Source organism: Phormidesmis priestleyi ULC007 (genome assembly GCF_003003695.1).
Taxonomy (GTDB): Bacteria; Cyanobacteriota; Cyanobacteriia; order Leptolyngbyales; family Leptolyngbyaceae; genus Phormidesmis_A; species Phormidesmis_A priestleyi_A.
Genome location: NZ_PVWG01000011.1, coordinates 109883 through 125159 on the forward strand (window position 1 = coordinate 109883; position 15277 = coordinate 125159).

16 protein-coding genes are annotated in these 15277 nt (G+C 46.7%); 10 read left to right on the top strand and 6 right to left on the bottom strand.

Annotation, left to right across the window (positions count from 1 at the left end; genetic code table 11):
* The first annotated feature begins 15 nt into the window (after positions 1–15).
* The 3 genes from C7B65_RS12180 to C7B65_RS12190 all read left to right on the top strand — a co-directional run bounded on the left by C7B65_RS12180 (position 16) and on the right by C7B65_RS12190 (position 2625).
* Positions 16–1749: a mechanosensitive ion channel family protein gene (locus C7B65_RS12180; RefSeq protein WP_073071409.1), complete on the top strand. Its 1734-nt coding sequence runs from the start codon at positions 16–18 to the stop codon at positions 1747–1749.
* Positions 1750–1864: 115 nt separating this feature from the next.
* Complete coding sequence (locus C7B65_RS12185; protein WP_083582869.1) at positions 1865–2236, top strand: DUF433 domain-containing protein; 372 nt, start codon at positions 1865–1867, stop codon at positions 2234–2236.
* Complete coding sequence (locus tag C7B65_RS12190) at positions 2233–2625, top strand: ACP S-malonyltransferase (RefSeq protein WP_073071411.1); 393 nt, start codon at positions 2233–2235, stop codon at positions 2623–2625. The genes C7B65_RS12185 and C7B65_RS12190 overlap by 4 nt, the downstream gene beginning before the upstream one ends.
* Before the next feature lie 226 nt (positions 2626–2851).
* Here the strand turns inward: C7B65_RS12190 and C7B65_RS12195 are convergent, their stop codons facing one another.
* The 6 genes from C7B65_RS12195 to C7B65_RS12215 form a co-directional block, all read right to left on the bottom strand.
* The gene (locus tag C7B65_RS12195) at positions 2852–3112 is read right to left on the bottom strand and encodes a type II toxin-antitoxin system RelE family toxin (RefSeq protein ID WP_073071413.1); all 261 of its coding nucleotides are present in this window, start codon (positions 3110–3112) and stop codon (positions 2852–2854) included.
* A complete protein-coding gene (locus C7B65_RS12200) occupies positions 3112–3327 on the bottom strand; it encodes a hypothetical protein (protein ID WP_073071415.1) in 216 nt (71 codons plus the stop codon). The genes C7B65_RS12195 and C7B65_RS12200 overlap by 1 nt, the downstream gene beginning before the upstream one ends.
* Positions 3328–3378: 51 nt before the next feature.
* Positions 3379–3540, bottom strand: a complete 162-nt coding sequence (locus C7B65_RS27790; protein WP_181314385.1) for a hypothetical protein — start codon at positions 3538–3540, stop codon at positions 3379–3381.
* Positions 3518–4354: an S-formylglutathione hydrolase gene (gene fghA, locus C7B65_RS12205; RefSeq protein WP_073071417.1), complete on the bottom strand. Its 837-nt coding sequence runs from the start codon at positions 4352–4354 to the stop codon at positions 3518–3520. Before fghA ends, C7B65_RS27790 begins: the two co-directional genes overlap by 23 nt.
* 15 nt (positions 4355–4369) lie before the next feature.
* Positions 4370–5479 carry an S-(hydroxymethyl)glutathione dehydrogenase/class III alcohol dehydrogenase gene (locus C7B65_RS12210; RefSeq protein ID WP_073071418.1) on the bottom strand — a complete coding sequence of 370 codons (1110 nt, stop codon included), beginning with the start codon at positions 5477–5479 and terminating at the stop codon, positions 4370–4372.
* A 100-nt stretch (positions 5480–5579) separates the two neighbouring features.
* Positions 5580–6806 carry an alpha/beta fold hydrolase gene (locus C7B65_RS12215; protein WP_083582870.1) on the bottom strand — a complete coding sequence of 409 codons (1227 nt, stop codon included), beginning with the start codon at positions 6804–6806 and terminating at the stop codon, positions 5580–5582.
* 387 nt (positions 6807–7193) lie between these two features.
* Here C7B65_RS12215 and C7B65_RS12220 point away from each other — a divergent pair, with 387 nt between their 5' ends.
* The 7 genes from C7B65_RS12220 (at position 7194) to C7B65_RS12250 (ending at position 15149) form a co-directional block, all read left to right on the top strand.
* Positions 7194–7388, top strand: a complete 195-nt coding sequence (locus tag C7B65_RS12220) for a hypothetical protein (protein ID WP_073071420.1) — start codon at positions 7194–7196, stop codon at positions 7386–7388.
* Between the two features lie 21 nt (positions 7389–7409).
* Positions 7410–7601, top strand: coding sequence for a hypothetical protein (locus tag C7B65_RS12225; protein ID WP_073071422.1), 192 nt, complete (start codon positions 7410–7412; stop codon positions 7599–7601).
* Positions 7602–7616: 15 nt separating this feature from the next.
* Complete coding sequence (gene crtO / locus C7B65_RS12230) at positions 7617–9311, top strand: beta-carotene ketolase CrtO (protein ID WP_073071424.1); 1695 nt, start codon at positions 7617–7619, stop codon at positions 9309–9311.
* Between the two features lie 1044 nt (positions 9312–10355).
* A complete protein-coding gene (locus C7B65_RS12235) occupies positions 10356–10844 on the top strand; it encodes a glycosyltransferase family 2 protein (protein ID WP_083582872.1) in 489 nt (162 codons plus the stop codon).
* Between the two features lie 611 nt (positions 10845–11455).
* Positions 11456–12412 carry a glycosyltransferase family 2 protein gene (locus C7B65_RS12240; RefSeq protein ID WP_073071427.1) on the top strand — a complete coding sequence of 319 codons (957 nt, stop codon included), beginning with the start codon at positions 11456–11458 and terminating at the stop codon, positions 12410–12412.
* Positions 12413–12537: 125 nt separating this feature from the next.
* Positions 12538–13620: a polysaccharide biosynthesis/export family protein gene (locus C7B65_RS12245; RefSeq protein ID WP_073071428.1), complete on the top strand. Its 1083-nt coding sequence runs from the start codon at positions 12538–12540 to the stop codon at positions 13618–13620.
* Positions 13621–13625: 5 nt separating this feature from the next.
* Positions 13626–15149, top strand: a complete 1524-nt coding sequence (locus tag C7B65_RS12250) for a GumC family protein (RefSeq protein WP_073071430.1) — start codon at positions 13626–13628, stop codon at positions 15147–15149.
* Positions 15150–15277: the final 128 nt, after the last annotated feature.

Sequence of the window (15277 nt, forward strand, 5' to 3'; positions counted from 1 at the left end):
GATTAGGAGGCAGGTTTGACTCGACAAAAAACGATTGCCACTGGCATAGGGTTTGGATTCGCGATCGCGTTGTTGTTCACAACTATTTCGTCTGCTCAATCGCCAACTACTCCCAGTCTTCCTCAGTTGACTTTACCGCAATTGACCTCTCCTCAGACCGTCACTAGCACAGAGCTGGCGCGAGGAGAGGTCAAACTCGATGGACGGAAATTATTTACGATCGCGGCCCCGGCAGTTCGCAATCAGCAAAACGGCACCCCGATCACTGCTCGCGCGCAAAATATTGAGACCAACCTGAATCGCATAGTCGATCGCAATCTCGACCCCAATCAATTGCAGGTGACGACCGCGATCGACTCGGCAAGTAATCTGCCTATCATCTCTGTAAATGATCAATATTTGATGACGGTAACGACCCTAGACGCTCAACTGCAAGGGCAAGAACCGAGCAGCTATGCTAAAGAACTCACGCAGACCATTCGCAATGCTTTGATTGAAGCGAAACGAGAACGGCAATCTGACTTTCTCGTGCGTCAATGCGCGCAAGCCGCAGGAGTCGGGGTTGTCATGTTTCTGACGAGTTGGGTGCTCTCTCGATGGCAGCGGCGCGTGATTGATCAGCAAAGGCAAAGGCAAACAGAGATTCCAGCCGACCCAATTGTGTCGCCCAACACCGCAGAGTCGGCTAACGTCACCACGAGTCAGATCGTGCAGCAGCAGATGATTAAGCGGCAACAGCGCAACCTGAGAGAGGCACAACGGCGACTGTTGCAACTGACTCAAGTGGGCATCTGGGGAATTGGGATTCTGATTATTCTGGGGTTGTTTCCTTATACTCGCTGGCTGCAACCGATCGTCTTCTCGACTCCGCTCAAAATATTGGGAATCGCGATCGTGACTTATTTAGCGATTCGTCTGGGTGATGTCGTGATCGATCGCTTCTTCAGCGCTTTGAGTGATGGAGAAGTGAGCAGTCCGCAAGCATCTCAGAGAATTGCTTTGCGGGTTTCAACCTTTTCTGTTGTTGTTAAAAGTTTATCTGCGATCGCGTTTATTAGCATTGCTATGATCGCAATTCTTTCGGTTACAGGAATTGAAGTCGTTCCATTATTAGCGGGTGCTGGAATTATTGGTTTAGGCATTTCTCTCGCATCTCAAAACCTGATTAAAGATGTGATTAACGGATTTCTGATTTTGCTAGAAGATCAGTATGCAGTGGGTGATGTGATTCAGGTTGGCAAAGCTTCTGGACTGGTCGAACATATGAATTTACGAATCACTCAGCTACGTAATGCTGAGGGACGGTTAATTACGATTCCCAATAGCTCGATCGCGATTGTAGAAAACCTTTCCAAAGATTGGGCGCGAGTAGATTTAGCGATCGTGATTTCCTATGATGCCAATCTCGATCAGGCAATTCATATCATCAAACAAGTGGGACACGAAATGGATCAAGCCCCTGACTGGCAGGCGAAGATTTTGGAGCCGCCAGAAATGTTGGGCGTGGATGATCTCAACAATGCAGGTGTCACCATTCGCGTGTGGATTAAGACTCAGCCGTTGCAGCAGTGGAACGTTGGACGAGAGTTTCGGCGACGACTAAAGCTGGCAATGGATGAACAGGACATCGCGATCGGGATTTCTCAACAGTCGCTTCCTTTGAGAAGTGCGGCAGAAGATCGAGCCTTTGACGGTGGCAATCACTCACCAGATCAGAATAATTTAGGTGGGGGAGCGCGATCGAAGTGATGTGCCACGATCTAAGGAAGACTAAAGATTTGAAGTGCCCAGAGAACGTGTGAATAAACATCAAGAAGTATCTTTGTTGAGATACGATCGAGACAACTTCTCGAAGGTGATAGATATGGCATCTAATGGGCAAGCAGCAATCACCCGGACAGAGCGGGGACTCACGATTGCAGGCACACGTACTAACCTCTACGATGTTATGGATTTGCTGAAAGCTCAGTATCCGCCTAAACTGATTCGCGACAAATTTAATCTCGATGATGCACAAATCAATGCAGCTTTGTCATACATTGAATCCAACCACACTCAGGTAGAAGCCGAATATCAAGAAGTTCTCCAAACTAGAGAAGAAATTCGTCAATATTGGGACGATCGCAACCGTGAACATCTGGCTGATCTTGCAAGTAAACCCTGTAAGCCAGATCAAGAAGCGCTTTGGGCAAAACTTGAGGGGCAGAAAGCGCAGCGTGTTTCGGTAAAGGCATGAATTTTCTGGTTGACTACAATCTAGACGGCTATGCTGCTGTTCTGCTCGGCATTTTGACGAAACGGGGTTGGCTTGAGTTCTTTTCTATCCAGTTCGTTACTTTCAGGGAAGCTGGGCTGCTCATGGATAGTAGTGATCGTGCTATGTGGAACTACGCTCAAACCAATCAAATGATGATTCTGACTGCGAACCGAAACATGAAGGGCGAGGATTCTTTGGAGCAGGTGATGCGTGAAGGGAATACATCGACTTCATTTCCCATTGTTACGATCGGGGATCTCGCACGGCTTGATGAATCTGAATATCGGGAACGATGTGTTGACCGTTTAGTTGAGATTGTGCTCGAACTTGAGAGCTATATGGGAGCAGGTCGGCTTTTCATTCCATAGATAGCAATCGTGGCAAATGTTGGGCATCTCGATCGGGATTCCTCAGCAGTCATTTCCGTTGAGAGGAACGGTGGACGATCGAGCGTTTGACAGGGGCAATCACCCACCGGATCAGAATAATTTAGGGAATGGAGAGCCGCGATCGAGGTGAAGATAACGGGAGCAGGAAAGCTCAGACACTAGAGGGGCTAAGAGTATCAAGACGCAGTGTACCTACCCATGCTAATCAGTCATAAATATCTCTGCGATGTCCGATTCTGTGAATGGTGATGTACTTGGCTTCACTATCAAAGGAGTAGATAACGCGGTAATCTCCGAGCCTGAGCTTGAAAAGACCACTCAAGTTTGCACTCAGACTCTGAGGGCTTACCTCCTCAAAATTTTCAGACATCCATTTTATTTTGCGTAGAATACGTTCTTGAATTGTCGAAGTCAGGGCTTCCAGTCCATCGGTTGCTTCAGATGTGAATTCAACACGGTAGCTCATTACCAGTTCAATCCTAGTTTTTTAGCCACCTCTTCAGCCGAAATCCCACGCTCTCCGGCTTGAGTTTGTTGCAGAGAATTGAGCAGTTGTTGCTGTACTTCTGGCTTTATTTGCTTGCCTTCATCAGGGTCAAAAAGCAGAGATTGAATCGTTTCAGCAACAGTCTCTTGAATTAGCAGTTTGAGTTCATCAATGGTTAGATCTTTGACTTGCATATGGATCACAACACAGGATTTATAGTTCTATTATCGCTCCCCAAACCCCCTTTATCTACCTGTAAAAAGCGATCGAGCCGTGAGTTGCAGTTCAGAAAAGATGGGAGACTGGACACGATCGCTCCCCCGAAATGTTCCGACTTCAGTATAAGTGCCTGCCTCTAGCTGCAACTTGCCGTTGGAATGATCATTAATCGCACAAAATGCTGGCATGATAACGAATGTGATCTTCGATAAATGTAGCAATGAAATAATAGCTGTGGTCATAACCCGGTTGCATTCTTAGGGTTAGCGCTTGTCCCACTTCAGCACAGGCTTTTTCAAACGTTTCTGGAAAGAGTTGGGTGGTGAGAAATTGATCACTCATGCCTTGATCAATCAGAATCGATCGCTGAAATCTAACTTTCCGAATCAACTCAGTCGCATCATAGTCACGCCAAAGCGTCTGATCAGAACCAAGGTAGTTAGAAAACGCTTTCTGACCCCAAGCGCACTGCATCGGAGCCACGATCGGAGCAAACGCCGAGACAGACTGATAGCGATCGGGGTTTCGCAGCGCACAAACTAACGCCCCATGTCCGCCCATCGAGTGACCAAAGATTCCCTGTTTGTTGGGGTTCACCGGAAAATTTTTGTGGATTAGTGCGGGTAGTTCGTCTACGACATAACTGTACATTTGGTAGTGATTGCGCCAGGGTTGGGCGATCGCATCCACATAAAATCCTGCGCCAGTGCCCAAGTCCCAATCTTTATCTTCATCAGACGTTCCGGTACTGCGCGGACTGGTATCAGGAGAAACCAACATCAAGCCATGTTTGGCGGCAAATTGCTGTGCCCCTGCTTTGACCATAAAATTCTCTTCAGTACACGTTAAACCAGAGAGAAAATAAAGCACCGGAACAGGCTGTAATATCGCTTTAGGCGGCTGGTAGACTGCAAACTTCATCTGGGTATTGCAAACACTAGATGAGTGGCTATAGAAGCCAACCTTACCGCCAAAGCAAAGACTTTCGTTGAGGAGTTTCATAGAGAATCAGAGTGCTTAAAATGTCAGAACTGCACGAATCACTTCACCTCTGTGCATCAGGTCAAAGGCTTCGTTGATTTGCTCGATCGGCATAATCTTAGTGACCAAATCGTCAATGTTGATCTTGCCATCCATATACCAATCAACAATTTTAGGCACGTCAGTTCGCCCTCTGGCACCTCCAAAAGCGGTTCCTTTCCAGACGCGACCTGTCACAAGCTGAAATGGTCGGGTGCTAATTTCTTGTCCTGCGCCTGCAACGCCCACTACTACACTTACACCCCAGCCTTTGTGACAACACTCTAACGCCTGCCGCATCACATTGACATTGCCAATACATTCAAAACTATAGTCGGCTCCACCTTTGGTTAGTTCGACTAGATAAGGAACTAAATCGCCGTCAATTTCGCTGGGGTTGACAAAATGAGTCATCCCAAGTTTTTCAGCGAGAACTCGTTTTTTAGGGTTAAGATCCACCCCTATAATCATATTTGCTCCAACCATTCTCGCCGCTTGGATCACATTTAAGCCAATGCCGCCTAAACCAAAGACGACGACGTTGTTGCCTGGCTCTACTTTAGCAGTGTTGATGACAGCTCCAAGCCCAGTCGTGACTCCACAGCCGATCAAGCAAACTTTTTCAAAAGGCGCATCCTCACGAATTTTTGCGACGGCAATTTCGGGCAAAACGGTGTAGTTTGCAAACGTCGAAGTGCCCATGTAATGGTGAATCATTTTGCCGTCGATCGAGAACCGACTCGTGCCGTTAGGCATTACACCGCGCCCTTGAGTGGTGCGAATTGCCTGACACAGATTTGTTTTTTGACTGAGACAATACTCACAGTTGCGACATTCTGGTGTGTAAAGTGGAATCACATGATCGCCCGGTTTAAGGCTAGTTACGCCTGCGCCGACTTCGACTACAATGCCTGCTCCTTCGTGCCCTAAAATTGCTGGAAATAGTCCTTCTGGGTCAGCCCCCGATAGAGTATAAGCGTCAGTGTGACAAACTCCTGTGGCTTTGATTTCAATCAAAACTTCACCTGCTTGGGGCAGTTCAAGGGTGACTGTTTCTAGGCTTAGAGGGTTTCCGGCGGTGAAAGCAACCGCAGCTTGAATATCCATAAAACTGACTCCGAGTTGAATAGCAGATGTTAGAGAGAGTGTTAGTTTCACTATCTCCTATTGAGGACTATTCATCGCTGCATTGTCTCTTGAATTTGACTTAATTTTGCCGACGATCGCTCCAAATATCTCGACCTCGATCGTTCTGCAACACTTGAGTCTGAATCCACTCAATCAGTTCAGCGTTTACTCGTTCTGGACATTCATCATGGGCGCAATGTCCAGCCTCATCGAGTTCAATTAACTGTAAGGCTGAGTTATAGCTCAAAAACTGGTGAGCAGACGCTGCGGGAATCATGCGATCGTGTTTACCCCAAAGCAAAAGAGACGGAATTTTGACGCGAGTCAGAATAGATTGAACGCTGGGACTAAACTGCGGACTGATCATTCCCTTCAAAATGGCACAAAATGCTTGAGCTGATCCTCGTTCTCGTGTGGGCTTTGTCAAAATCTCTAATAGCTCGTCGGTGACAGCTTCTCGACAGGCATAAGCGATGCTTGCCCAACGGCGAGTGATCGCAGGATGTCTCAAGAGGTGAAAGAGCGGATAGAGCACGATCGGGGAGACAAAAATAGCTTGCAGCCAGCACACTAAAGGACGCAGCCGGACGGGAATTGCCGCTTCGTGACTGGCAGTGTCAGGCAGACTAATCATCGCCACGCCGCGAACCATTTCGGGGTAGTCTGCGGCAGTTGCCAAACACGTGAGCGATCCGATCGAGTTTCCGACCAAAATCACCGGAGTTCCAATAAACGTTTGCCAAAATTCGTGGAGTTGTTCAACCCACAGATTGATTGAGTAAGCAATGTCGGGTTTATCAGACGCTCCAAAGCCTAGTAAATCGATCGTGTAAACGCTGTGGTGTTTTGCCAACTCAGAAATATTTTGTCTCCAATGCCCGATCGAGCCACCAAACCCATGCACCAGAATGATCGGAACTTGGCTTCGAGCATTTGGCATCACCGCATGATGAATCTTCCAACCTCGCCAGATTGAGCTTTGTTGATATCCATATTTTTGAATTTGCTCTCTCACAGAAGGCACAGCACCTTTAATTTCAGGCAGAACAGACTTAGGAATAAACGTTTTTAGCGCGTTGTAGAGGGCTTCTTCGTCGGCTGGGCTAGGGTTAAGAACCAGCCAGCACACGGCCAAAAAACTGATCGTAAATAGCTGTGCAATGTCAGTTGCTGAAAGAATTCCATCAGTAAAACTGTTCAAGATGCGGTCAGCGATCGCAATCAGCCATGCAAGGTTTCCAAACTGCCAAAAATCGTTCCTTAATTGGTTAATAAACTCAGGTGAAATGCTGCGATCGTGATTCATAGTGCACTGCTATTAAAATCTACTTCTTCTGAGAAAACAGAGGTTTAAAGCCGCTACCGTTGAGAACTGATCGGATGAAAACTCTACTGTTCACATAAGTACATACTCAGGTAACTTTAGTGAAACAACCTCTATAGATAGTTCCAGATTTGACGAGAATGCTCTTTTCAACTCCAGATTTCTGATCCCCTACTAACACCTTTAGATAGATTTCATTTAGTCAAAATCTATTTCAATAAAAGATACGAGTCTGGCTTATCTGCTAGGCTCTATCGCTGACTTGACTGAGGATAACCAGGTGACTGAACAATCCCAAGCACCTCAAAATCCCCCTTCTTCTCAAGAGGTGACAACCAACCAGCCATTGGCTTTTGAGGGTGGGGCGCAATGCTAGACGCTCAAGTAGAGCTTTCTGAGCATCTGATAGAAACTGACTCAGAGGAAGACGCGATCGCGACTAACTTTTCCAGTCTCGATGCCCAGAAAGAGCCATCCAGTAATGTATCTACAGCAGAAGGCTATCCACCTCCAACTGGCGTAAACGAAGGGGACACGCCTCTTAATATCCTTCCGAATTTTTGAAAAAACAACAGGAGAAAACGAATGAGTAGTGGACATGCAAGTCATAAAGGAAATGCTGCTAAACCAAACACGAATCAAAACGGTTTGATTGATCCAGATCCAGCAGATACTCCAACCGAAGCGGATTACTCTCGTGATGATCAAGATGTCACACCTGTAAACCCTGCTGCAATGGCAAGACCCGAAGAGCAACCAGAAGTAGAACAAAAATAATCAACGTCTTAGATAATGCAAGAATACGATGTGGTGATGATCGGCGCAGGTCACAACGGATTGGTCTGCGCTGCCTATTTGCTCAAAGCAGGATATCGAGTATTACTACTCGAAAGGCGCAGTGTTCCGGGAGGAGCTGCAACGACAGAAGAACTTATGCCAGAAACCGCACCTGGCTTCAAATTTAACCCCTGTGCAATCAACCACATTTTCATTCATCTAGGATCGGTGGTTCAAGAACTAGAGTTGCACCGCTATGGACTGGAGTATCTGTTCTGTGATCCTGTAGTATTCTGTCCGCATCCTGACGGCAAATATTTTTTGGCGCACCGATCGATCGAAAAAACCTGTGCTGAGATTGCGCGTTACAGTTCGCGTGATGCCCAAAAATATGCCGACTTCATTGACTTTTGGCAGCGTATGACGCACGCAGTCACTCCGGTATTTAATGCGCCTCCTAAATCCCTGCTCGATATGGCGGGAAACTTTGACATCCAAAAAATCAAAGACACGCTTTCTGTCTTAGGCGGAGCCAACAAAACGCTCGACTTAGTGCGAACAATGTTTACGAGTGCGGCTGATTTGTTAGAAGAATATTTTGACTCAGAATTTCTTAAAGCCCCTCTAGCGCGGCTGTCTGGAGAACTGAGTCAGGCTCCTTCTCAAAAAACGATGTCGATCGGATCTCTGATGATGTCATTGCGTCACGACCCTGGTATGTCACGTCCCAAAGGGGGAACCGGGGCACTCACAGACGCTCTGGTGCGGTGTGTCAAAGATTTGGGAGGCGATATTCTCACCGATCAGCAGGTCAAACAAGTACTCGTTGATGACGGCAAAGCTGAGGGTGTGCGGCTTGCCAACGGTCAAGAATATCGAGCCAAGCGGGGTGTGATTTCTAGCCTTGATGCCAGGCGGCTGTTTTTGCAAATGGTCGATGCTGACGCGATCGCTGAAGCAGATCCTAATCTGAGAGAACGCGTCGATCGTCGCATCATCAACCACAACGAAGCGATTCTAAAAATTGATTGTGCGCTGTCAGAGTTGCCTTGCTTTGAGCAACATGAACATCGCGACGAATACTTCATGGGTTCTGTCTTGATTGCAGATTCGGTTCCTCATGTCGAAGTCGCTCACACCGATCCCAATATCGGAAAAATTCCTCTCGACGATCCCTCAATGTATCTCGTTGTGCCGACGGTTTTAGATCCTTCAATGGCACCCGAAGGCAAGCACACACTATGGATTGAGTTTTTCGCCCCTTACCAAATTGCAGGAGCCGAAGGCACTGGATTAAAAGGTACTGGTTGGACAGAGGAACTGAAGAACAAAGTTGCCGATCGGGTCCTCGACAAACTCGCCGACTATGCTCCCAATGTCAAAGACGCGATTATTGCTCGACACATCGAAAGTCCGCCAGAGTTAGAAGATCGCTTAGGAGTACTTAAAGGTAACTACTATCATCTGGATATGTCGCTGGATCAAATGATGTGTTTTCGCCCGTTGCCAGAGTTGGCGAACTACACAACTCCGATTAAAGGACTCTATTTAACAGGAGCCGGAACCCATCCAGGTGGCTCGATTTCTGGTTTGCCGGGTCGCAACTGTGCTCATGTCTTTTTACAGCATCAGCGCTCATTGACGCAAACTCTATCTAATGTTGCCGACTCTCTCAAATCCACTGCCGAATCAATCTTTTTAGAGAATTGATCAATCTATTCACGATCTGAGATCTTGCAGCATTCTCAGTCAGACCGATTATCTGCCCTGAACTGAAGTTCGGGCTAACGGTGCGAAGTCCGTTTCAACGGAATAAAGAGCCTGAAATCGGTTCGGAGTCCCCTTGAGTGGACTTTCCTCTGTTAGCCCGGACTTCCAGTCACGGGTGGGGCAATGCCCGCGTCGAAACGACCGAACTACGTCTTCCTGACATTGGTTTAATTCACGCTCCTTAGAAGCAAATCTCAACAAACTATCTAACCATCGAATTTCTTCCACCGTAAGAAGAGAGTGTGAAGAGAAGGAAAGATAACTTTGTTTACGGTAATTACGAAGAACGTACAGATTCATCTATTTCATCTATAGTCTATAATTTAAGCTTGATTTGATCGAAAGCTTCAGTTGGCTGTACCTTTCATTAGGGTCTGGATTCATGTCATTACCAAATGTACTGAAATTCGCTTTCCTCAATCACAGTCGGCAATGTTTGCTGAAGGGGAAGTTGTTCATTGCGTTTGTACTGCTTGTGCAAACCGTGGCAGCCGTGCGAATCCCTGGAGGCTTGACTCCCCCCTAACATACTAACTTCGCTTCATTTCTGATAGTATTCGTTAGGTTGTAAGAATTTAATCCCAGTCACTTTGTCTTTTGCGAAGATCTAGGAGGACGTTCCTTGCGAAATGCATCATTCGCGATTGATTGAGCAATTGGTTAATAGATTCATCTTGTAAGAATGTCATCGGTTTATATTTTTTAATTCAACTAGTGTTGAAAGCGCAATACTGACAATCTTGATTTAGCTTCAGTGCTTAACTCACTAATGCATTACGGAAAATCCTCTTGCATTGTTAGAAACGTTGTATTTCGTAGAATTGAGACATTGTAATTGCTGTCATCTTTACTTTTTTGATTGCTGGGCTATTTCTACAATCTCTTTACGACTGACTCGCTTGAGTGAGATAAGGAAGCGCAACATTCCTGTTACTTGCCCAAGCTTTGATCGATTCTGAGACATTTTGCGAACAGAGAATTATCATGGCTACACTTCAACCTTGCCTTAGTCTAGGGCTGACGGTACAGAATGGCGGGCACCTTTTGGCAGCAATGCTCAATTCAATTCTGTCGCAAAGCTTTCAGAACTTTGAGTTAATCATTTTAGATAATGCTTCGACCGACCAAACGGAAGCGATCGCGCAACGATATGCAGCCAAAGATGAGCGAATTCGTTATTATCGACAAGATCAAACGCAGCCAGAACTCTGCAATCGCAACCAGATCTTGAGCCTAGCGAGAGGCGTTTATTTCAAGTTCATTACGTTCGAGGAAGCTGTAATCCCCAACGCCTTAGAACAACATGTTGAATTGCTCCACGAGCGATCATACGGATTGCTCAATCCGTATGATCGCTTCCCACTTTTAACCGAAGCGCCTGAAGAACCCTTGTTGTCGAAGGAAACAATCATGTATCAACAAGATCCTCAAGAATGGCTGTCTGAGAAAATCAATCGATCGAATGAAACTTAAACTCAGTTGATGTCTGTCGGATACTCAGCTTACTTTCCTGAAAGTCAACGCGAAAAGGCACGCCTATGAGCATTGGCATTTTACGGATCACTCAGCCAACTTTTAACAAAAATAACGATTGTTGTGGGAAACGTTGTCGATAATGCCCTCTTTCCCATAATTTCTATTATGCAATTATGTTTACGGTTGTATTTGATGCAGTTTGCATTATCTGTTGCTGGTACTGTAGCTTTTCTGCGATAATGCTCTCTATGCTGATGGTTAATCAATCTACCATTGCTACTAAAATCCTTTCTTAGCAATATAATTATAACCCATGACGATCGGACAAAAATCTCAGTCTTAAGACTCAGGTTTAAATACCCCAGTCGCGAGTTGAACGTTCTACAGAACATTGATAAGCAGTCTACTTACTACCCTACTTTCTTTGCAGTTTCTTTCTTTGCGTAATACCCATTAGGGCTGTTCTGGTTTGTGAAGCTACTCTTTATCATTTCCCTACCTAACTATCACTAATGAAAAGAATTGGTGAAGACATTCTAAAGCTAATTGTCTTTCCCCGGATATTCAGGTTTGATGAGTATCAGCATATATACGGAGACAGGTGCACGATGAGCAGCAACCGCCCTCGCGTCAGTGTTGGTATGCCTGTATACAACGGCGAGAATTATATTAGGGAAGCGCTAGACTCTATCCTGGCTCAAACCTTTCAGAACTTTGAGCTAGTGATTTCAGACAACGCCTCAACAGACGCAACAGACGAGATTTGTAAAGAGTATTTAGCCAAAGATGAGCGCATCCGATACTATCGAACCCCCCGCAACATGGGGGCGACGTGGAATCAAAACCAAGTATTTAAGCTATCTCAAGGTGAATACTTTAAATTGGCTGCTCATGATGATATCTGTGCTCCAGAATTCCTCGAAAAGTGCGTCGAAGCGCTCGATCAAGACTCATCCGTCGTTCTTGCTTACCCGTGGACTAAGAATATTGATCAAAACGGTGAAGTCACGGGCGAATATGACTTAGACGGCAAGCTGAAGCTGGGTTCTTCCAGACCTCCTGTTCGGTTTCGCAGCATGCACCGCGCCTTCATGTGCTACCCCATCTTTGGGGTCATTCGCTCTGCCGCCCTGAAACAAACTCCTTTATTGGGCAGTTTTGGACACGCCGATGGGGCACTACTATCACGGCTCACTTTAATGGGTCGATTTCATGAAGTTCCCCAGCACCTGTTCCTAAACCGGAGACACCCTGAGCAATCAACAAGTGTCTGCTCTAAAGATGGCAACTGCGACTTTTACGCCTTTCTGGTTTGGTGGGATCCTGACAATGCAGGTCGAATTGTATTTCCTACGTGGAGACTATTTGGTGAGTATTGTAAAGCGATCGCAGAAACGCCCATCACCCTGTATGATCAAGCTCGATGCTATCTAACCATGGCGAGTTGGTTAAGAACTCGTTGGGTCATCATGCTGCAAGAAGTAGTGGTTGCTACTAACCAGTGGCTTCATGCCAATACAAAAGCTGCGCCAAAATCGCAGAAAGCCAGTCAGGGTGCCGAGTAAATCAAAATTTAGATATGCTTGTTCCAAATTTTCCACAAGCTAGATAGTAAACACCAGAACCCCTACGAAGTTTTAATTCTGCGAAGAATGGAACAAAACTAGGGTTCAAACACTCAGATCGACCTATGTCACTTAACAAACCCGCCATTTTCTTATCGGGTGCTGTGATTGCCTTATTTGGGGTGTCACCTGCATTCGCATTGCCGCTCTCGCCAGGCGATCGTCTTCGCCTATTTATTCCCGCTGATTCTGACCTTCCAGAATCCCAGCGCATCAGCGGCTTGTATGAAGTCAACCTTGACGGCACGCTGCAATTTCCCTTCCTTGACCCCATCCCTGCTGCTGGGTTAGAGCTTCCTCAAGTTGAGCAGCAGGTGAGTCGAACTTTAGTCGAGAAAGGTCTATTTAGGGCAAACGGTCTTCGGGTCAGCATCAAGGTTTTCCAGTGGGCACCCGTCCAGGTCAACGTGTCGGGTGCAACGTTTGAACCCGGTCGAGTGTTGATTAACAGTCAGCCGACTAACTCGACGAGCGGTAACTTGGTGAGCATTCCCACCCCGATCGCGGGCACCATTCCTGTTTCGGGCAACTATCCTCCTGAGCGCTACCTGACCGCCGCAATTCGCACCGCAGGAGGAGTCACGCCAGATGCCGACATCAAAAATATTCGCCTGGTTCGCAATAACCAGACCCAGGTGATTGATCTATCGGGAGTGTTTTCGGGTGAATCAGAGCGCGATGTGCCGCTAGTTGCAGGCGATCAGGTGATTGTTCCTCGCCTAGATAAAATTCAAAATGACTTGGTGCGTCCTTCGCAACTGACTCCCTCCGTCATTCCTATTTTTGTTTCAAACGCAACGGCTCCTGGCGCAACCGGAAACAACGATCGCGCCACTGAATTAGCCTATGGAACCCGCTTCTCAAATGCTGTCGTCTCATCTCGATGTGTAGGTGGCAACCTCTCCACAAGCGGAAAACGTCGAGTCACTCTCATGCAGACCGATCGCACTACTGGGAAAACCACCGTCATCGATCAGCCGGTTGAAACTCTTTTAAGAAATTCTACCGACAATACAAACAATCCTTTCCTGATGCCACGGGATGGGATTGTTTGTTACGACTCTAAAAACGAGAACACATCAGGGGTGCTTCGCTTTATCACTGACATCCTCAATCCCTTTAATATACTAAGAGGAATCTTCCGTTAATGCTTATGAATGAGCTAACAAAAGCCTCTTCCTATCCGGCTAAACCCTCTGTAGATCGCAACGACTGGCAGGGATACCTGCTTTTGGGTCTGGTTGCAAATGCTTCTATTTGGGGTTTGGCTCTTCTGTTCCTGAACGTTGCAAAGCCAAGTTTCACTAGCCAATGGGCACTCACTCTGCCAGCTAATCGCTCAAGCAGCAGTGTCAACTTGCCTCAAATTGGCGGAGGAAGTTCGCAGGTTACTTCGCCCTTTGACAGCAAAACTCAAGATCCGCGCGAAAACTACAAATACATCATTACGAGTGACTCTGTTCTAGCAGATGCGGCTAAACAATTGAACATGAGTGTTCAAAAGTTTGGTGCGCCTCGCGTCAAGATTGTCGATAGCTCGACCCTGATGACTTTTGAGGTCAAGGGCAGCACTCCTCAAGAATCTAAAGATAAGTCGATCGCGCTTTATCAAGCATTTGAGGCAAAGCTGGTTCAACTGAGGCAGCAGGAGGCGATTGAGAAAAATCAAGGCATCAAGGCGGCCTTAAAAGATTCACAGCAGAATCTTGAATCAACCCAAGAGCGTCTTTCTAGCTATAAAGCTCGTTCAGGGCTAGTTTCTAATAGCCAAATTGACCAGCTCTCTAGCGCGATCGAAGATTTGCGTAAGCAAAGAGCGGTTCTTCTAGCAGAGCAACAGCAAGCCAGTGCTCGGTTAAAACAGCTCTCTGCTAACTTAAACGTCTCTGCCCCACAAGCTGCCGATGCGTTTACGTTAAATTCAGATCAACTGTTTCTACGCAACCTCCAAGATTACAGCACAGCTACGGCTGAAAGTGAGCTTCTGAGCGCCAGGCTAGGACCCAACCACCCCGCGATCGTTCAGCAACGAATGAAGCAAGAAGCTGCTAGAGCCGCTATGCTCGATCGCAGTCGATCGCTTTTGGGACGATCAGTCAACCCGGCGACTCTGGCTCAACTAAATATTGGCAACAGCACCAATGAAGTGAGAACAGGCAGCGCCCGCGATACCCTTTTTCAAGAAGTTATCACTGCCCAAGTCACTGAACAAGGTCTTCGAGCCAGTGCCGCAACGCTAGAGCGGCAAATCATTCAGCTAGAAGGAAAGCTTAAAACCCTGGCTCAGTACGGCTCTGCGCTAGACGGATTGAAGCGAGACATGCAAATCTCTGAAGCGGTCTTCTCTTCTACATTAGGGAGTCTAAATCTTGGCAAGGCTGAACTCTTTGGTTCTTATCCCCAGATTCAGATGGTGTCAGATCCGAGTTTGCCTGAGACCCCTAGCTCGCCCAAAAAGTCTTTTGTTTTACTGGGTGCAGCGTTGGGTTCCATTTTGATATCCAGTGGAATATTGGGTTTGTGGCTTCGCAAGCGCAGAATGTCATCTAGACAAGCCTCAGCCATTGACTTAAATCATCCAGAGGCTAAACCCCTAACGTCAGATTCTAAACCTACCCGATCGATCGATCGGGGGGCTTATCCAGATACCGAAGCAAACTCTTCTGCCAAACTCTAAAATGCTTCCTTCTCAGAAGCACACTCAGATGAAATCCTTAACGATGAGGTCGAGCAATCACCTCTTGAATTCTTAACTTAAGGTTCTGCCATCTAACTTGATCGGTTAAGCCGACGCGAGTGGGTTTG

What these genes read in the sequence shown, in the direction of transcription:
- C7B65_RS12200 (WP_073071415.1), bottom strand. Translation starts at nt 3,327, where the DNA reads ATGCAAGTCAAAGATCTAACCATTGATGAACTCAAACTGCTAATTCAA.
- C7B65_RS12185 (WP_083582869.1), top strand. Translation starts at nt 1,865, where the DNA reads ATGGCATCTAATGGGCAAGCAGCAATCACCCGGACAGAGCGGGGACTC.
- C7B65_RS12235 (WP_083582872.1), top strand. Translation starts at nt 10,356, where the DNA reads ATGGCTACACTTCAACCTTGCCTTAGTCTAGGGCTGACGGTACAGAAT.
- C7B65_RS12220 (WP_073071420.1), top strand. Translation starts at nt 7,194, where the DNA reads ATGCTAGACGCTCAAGTAGAGCTTTCTGAGCATCTGATAGAAACTGAC.
- C7B65_RS12195 (WP_073071413.1), bottom strand. Translation starts at nt 3,112, where the DNA reads ATGAGCTACCGTGTTGAATTCACATCTGAAGCAACCGATGGACTGGAA.
- C7B65_RS12240 (WP_073071427.1), top strand. Translation starts at nt 11,456, where the DNA reads ATGAGCAGCAACCGCCCTCGCGTCAGTGTTGGTATGCCTGTATACAAC.
- fghA (WP_073071417.1), bottom strand. Translation starts at nt 4,354, where the DNA reads ATGAAACTCCTCAACGAAAGTCTTTGCTTTGGCGGTAAGGTTGGCTTC.
- C7B65_RS12245 (WP_073071428.1), top strand. Translation starts at nt 12,538, where the DNA reads ATGTCACTTAACAAACCCGCCATTTTCTTATCGGGTGCTGTGATTGCC.
- C7B65_RS12225 (WP_073071422.1), top strand. Translation starts at nt 7,410, where the DNA reads ATGAGTAGTGGACATGCAAGTCATAAAGGAAATGCTGCTAAACCAAAC.
- C7B65_RS27790 (WP_181314385.1), bottom strand. Translation starts at nt 3,540, where the DNA reads ATGCCAGCATTTTGTGCGATTAATGATCATTCCAACGGCAAGTTGCAG.
- crtO (WP_073071424.1), top strand. Translation starts at nt 7,617, where the DNA reads ATGCAAGAATACGATGTGGTGATGATCGGCGCAGGTCACAACGGATTG.
- C7B65_RS12250 (WP_073071430.1), top strand. Translation starts at nt 13,626, where the DNA reads ATGAATGAGCTAACAAAAGCCTCTTCCTATCCGGCTAAACCCTCTGTA.
- C7B65_RS12210 (WP_073071418.1), bottom strand. Translation starts at nt 5,479, where the DNA reads ATGGATATTCAAGCTGCGGTTGCTTTCACCGCCGGAAACCCTCTAAGC.
- C7B65_RS12190 (WP_073071411.1), top strand. Translation starts at nt 2,233, where the DNA reads ATGAATTTTCTGGTTGACTACAATCTAGACGGCTATGCTGCTGTTCTG.
- C7B65_RS12215 (WP_083582870.1), bottom strand. Translation starts at nt 6,806, where the DNA reads ATGAATCACGATCGCAGCATTTCACCTGAGTTTATTAACCAATTAAGG.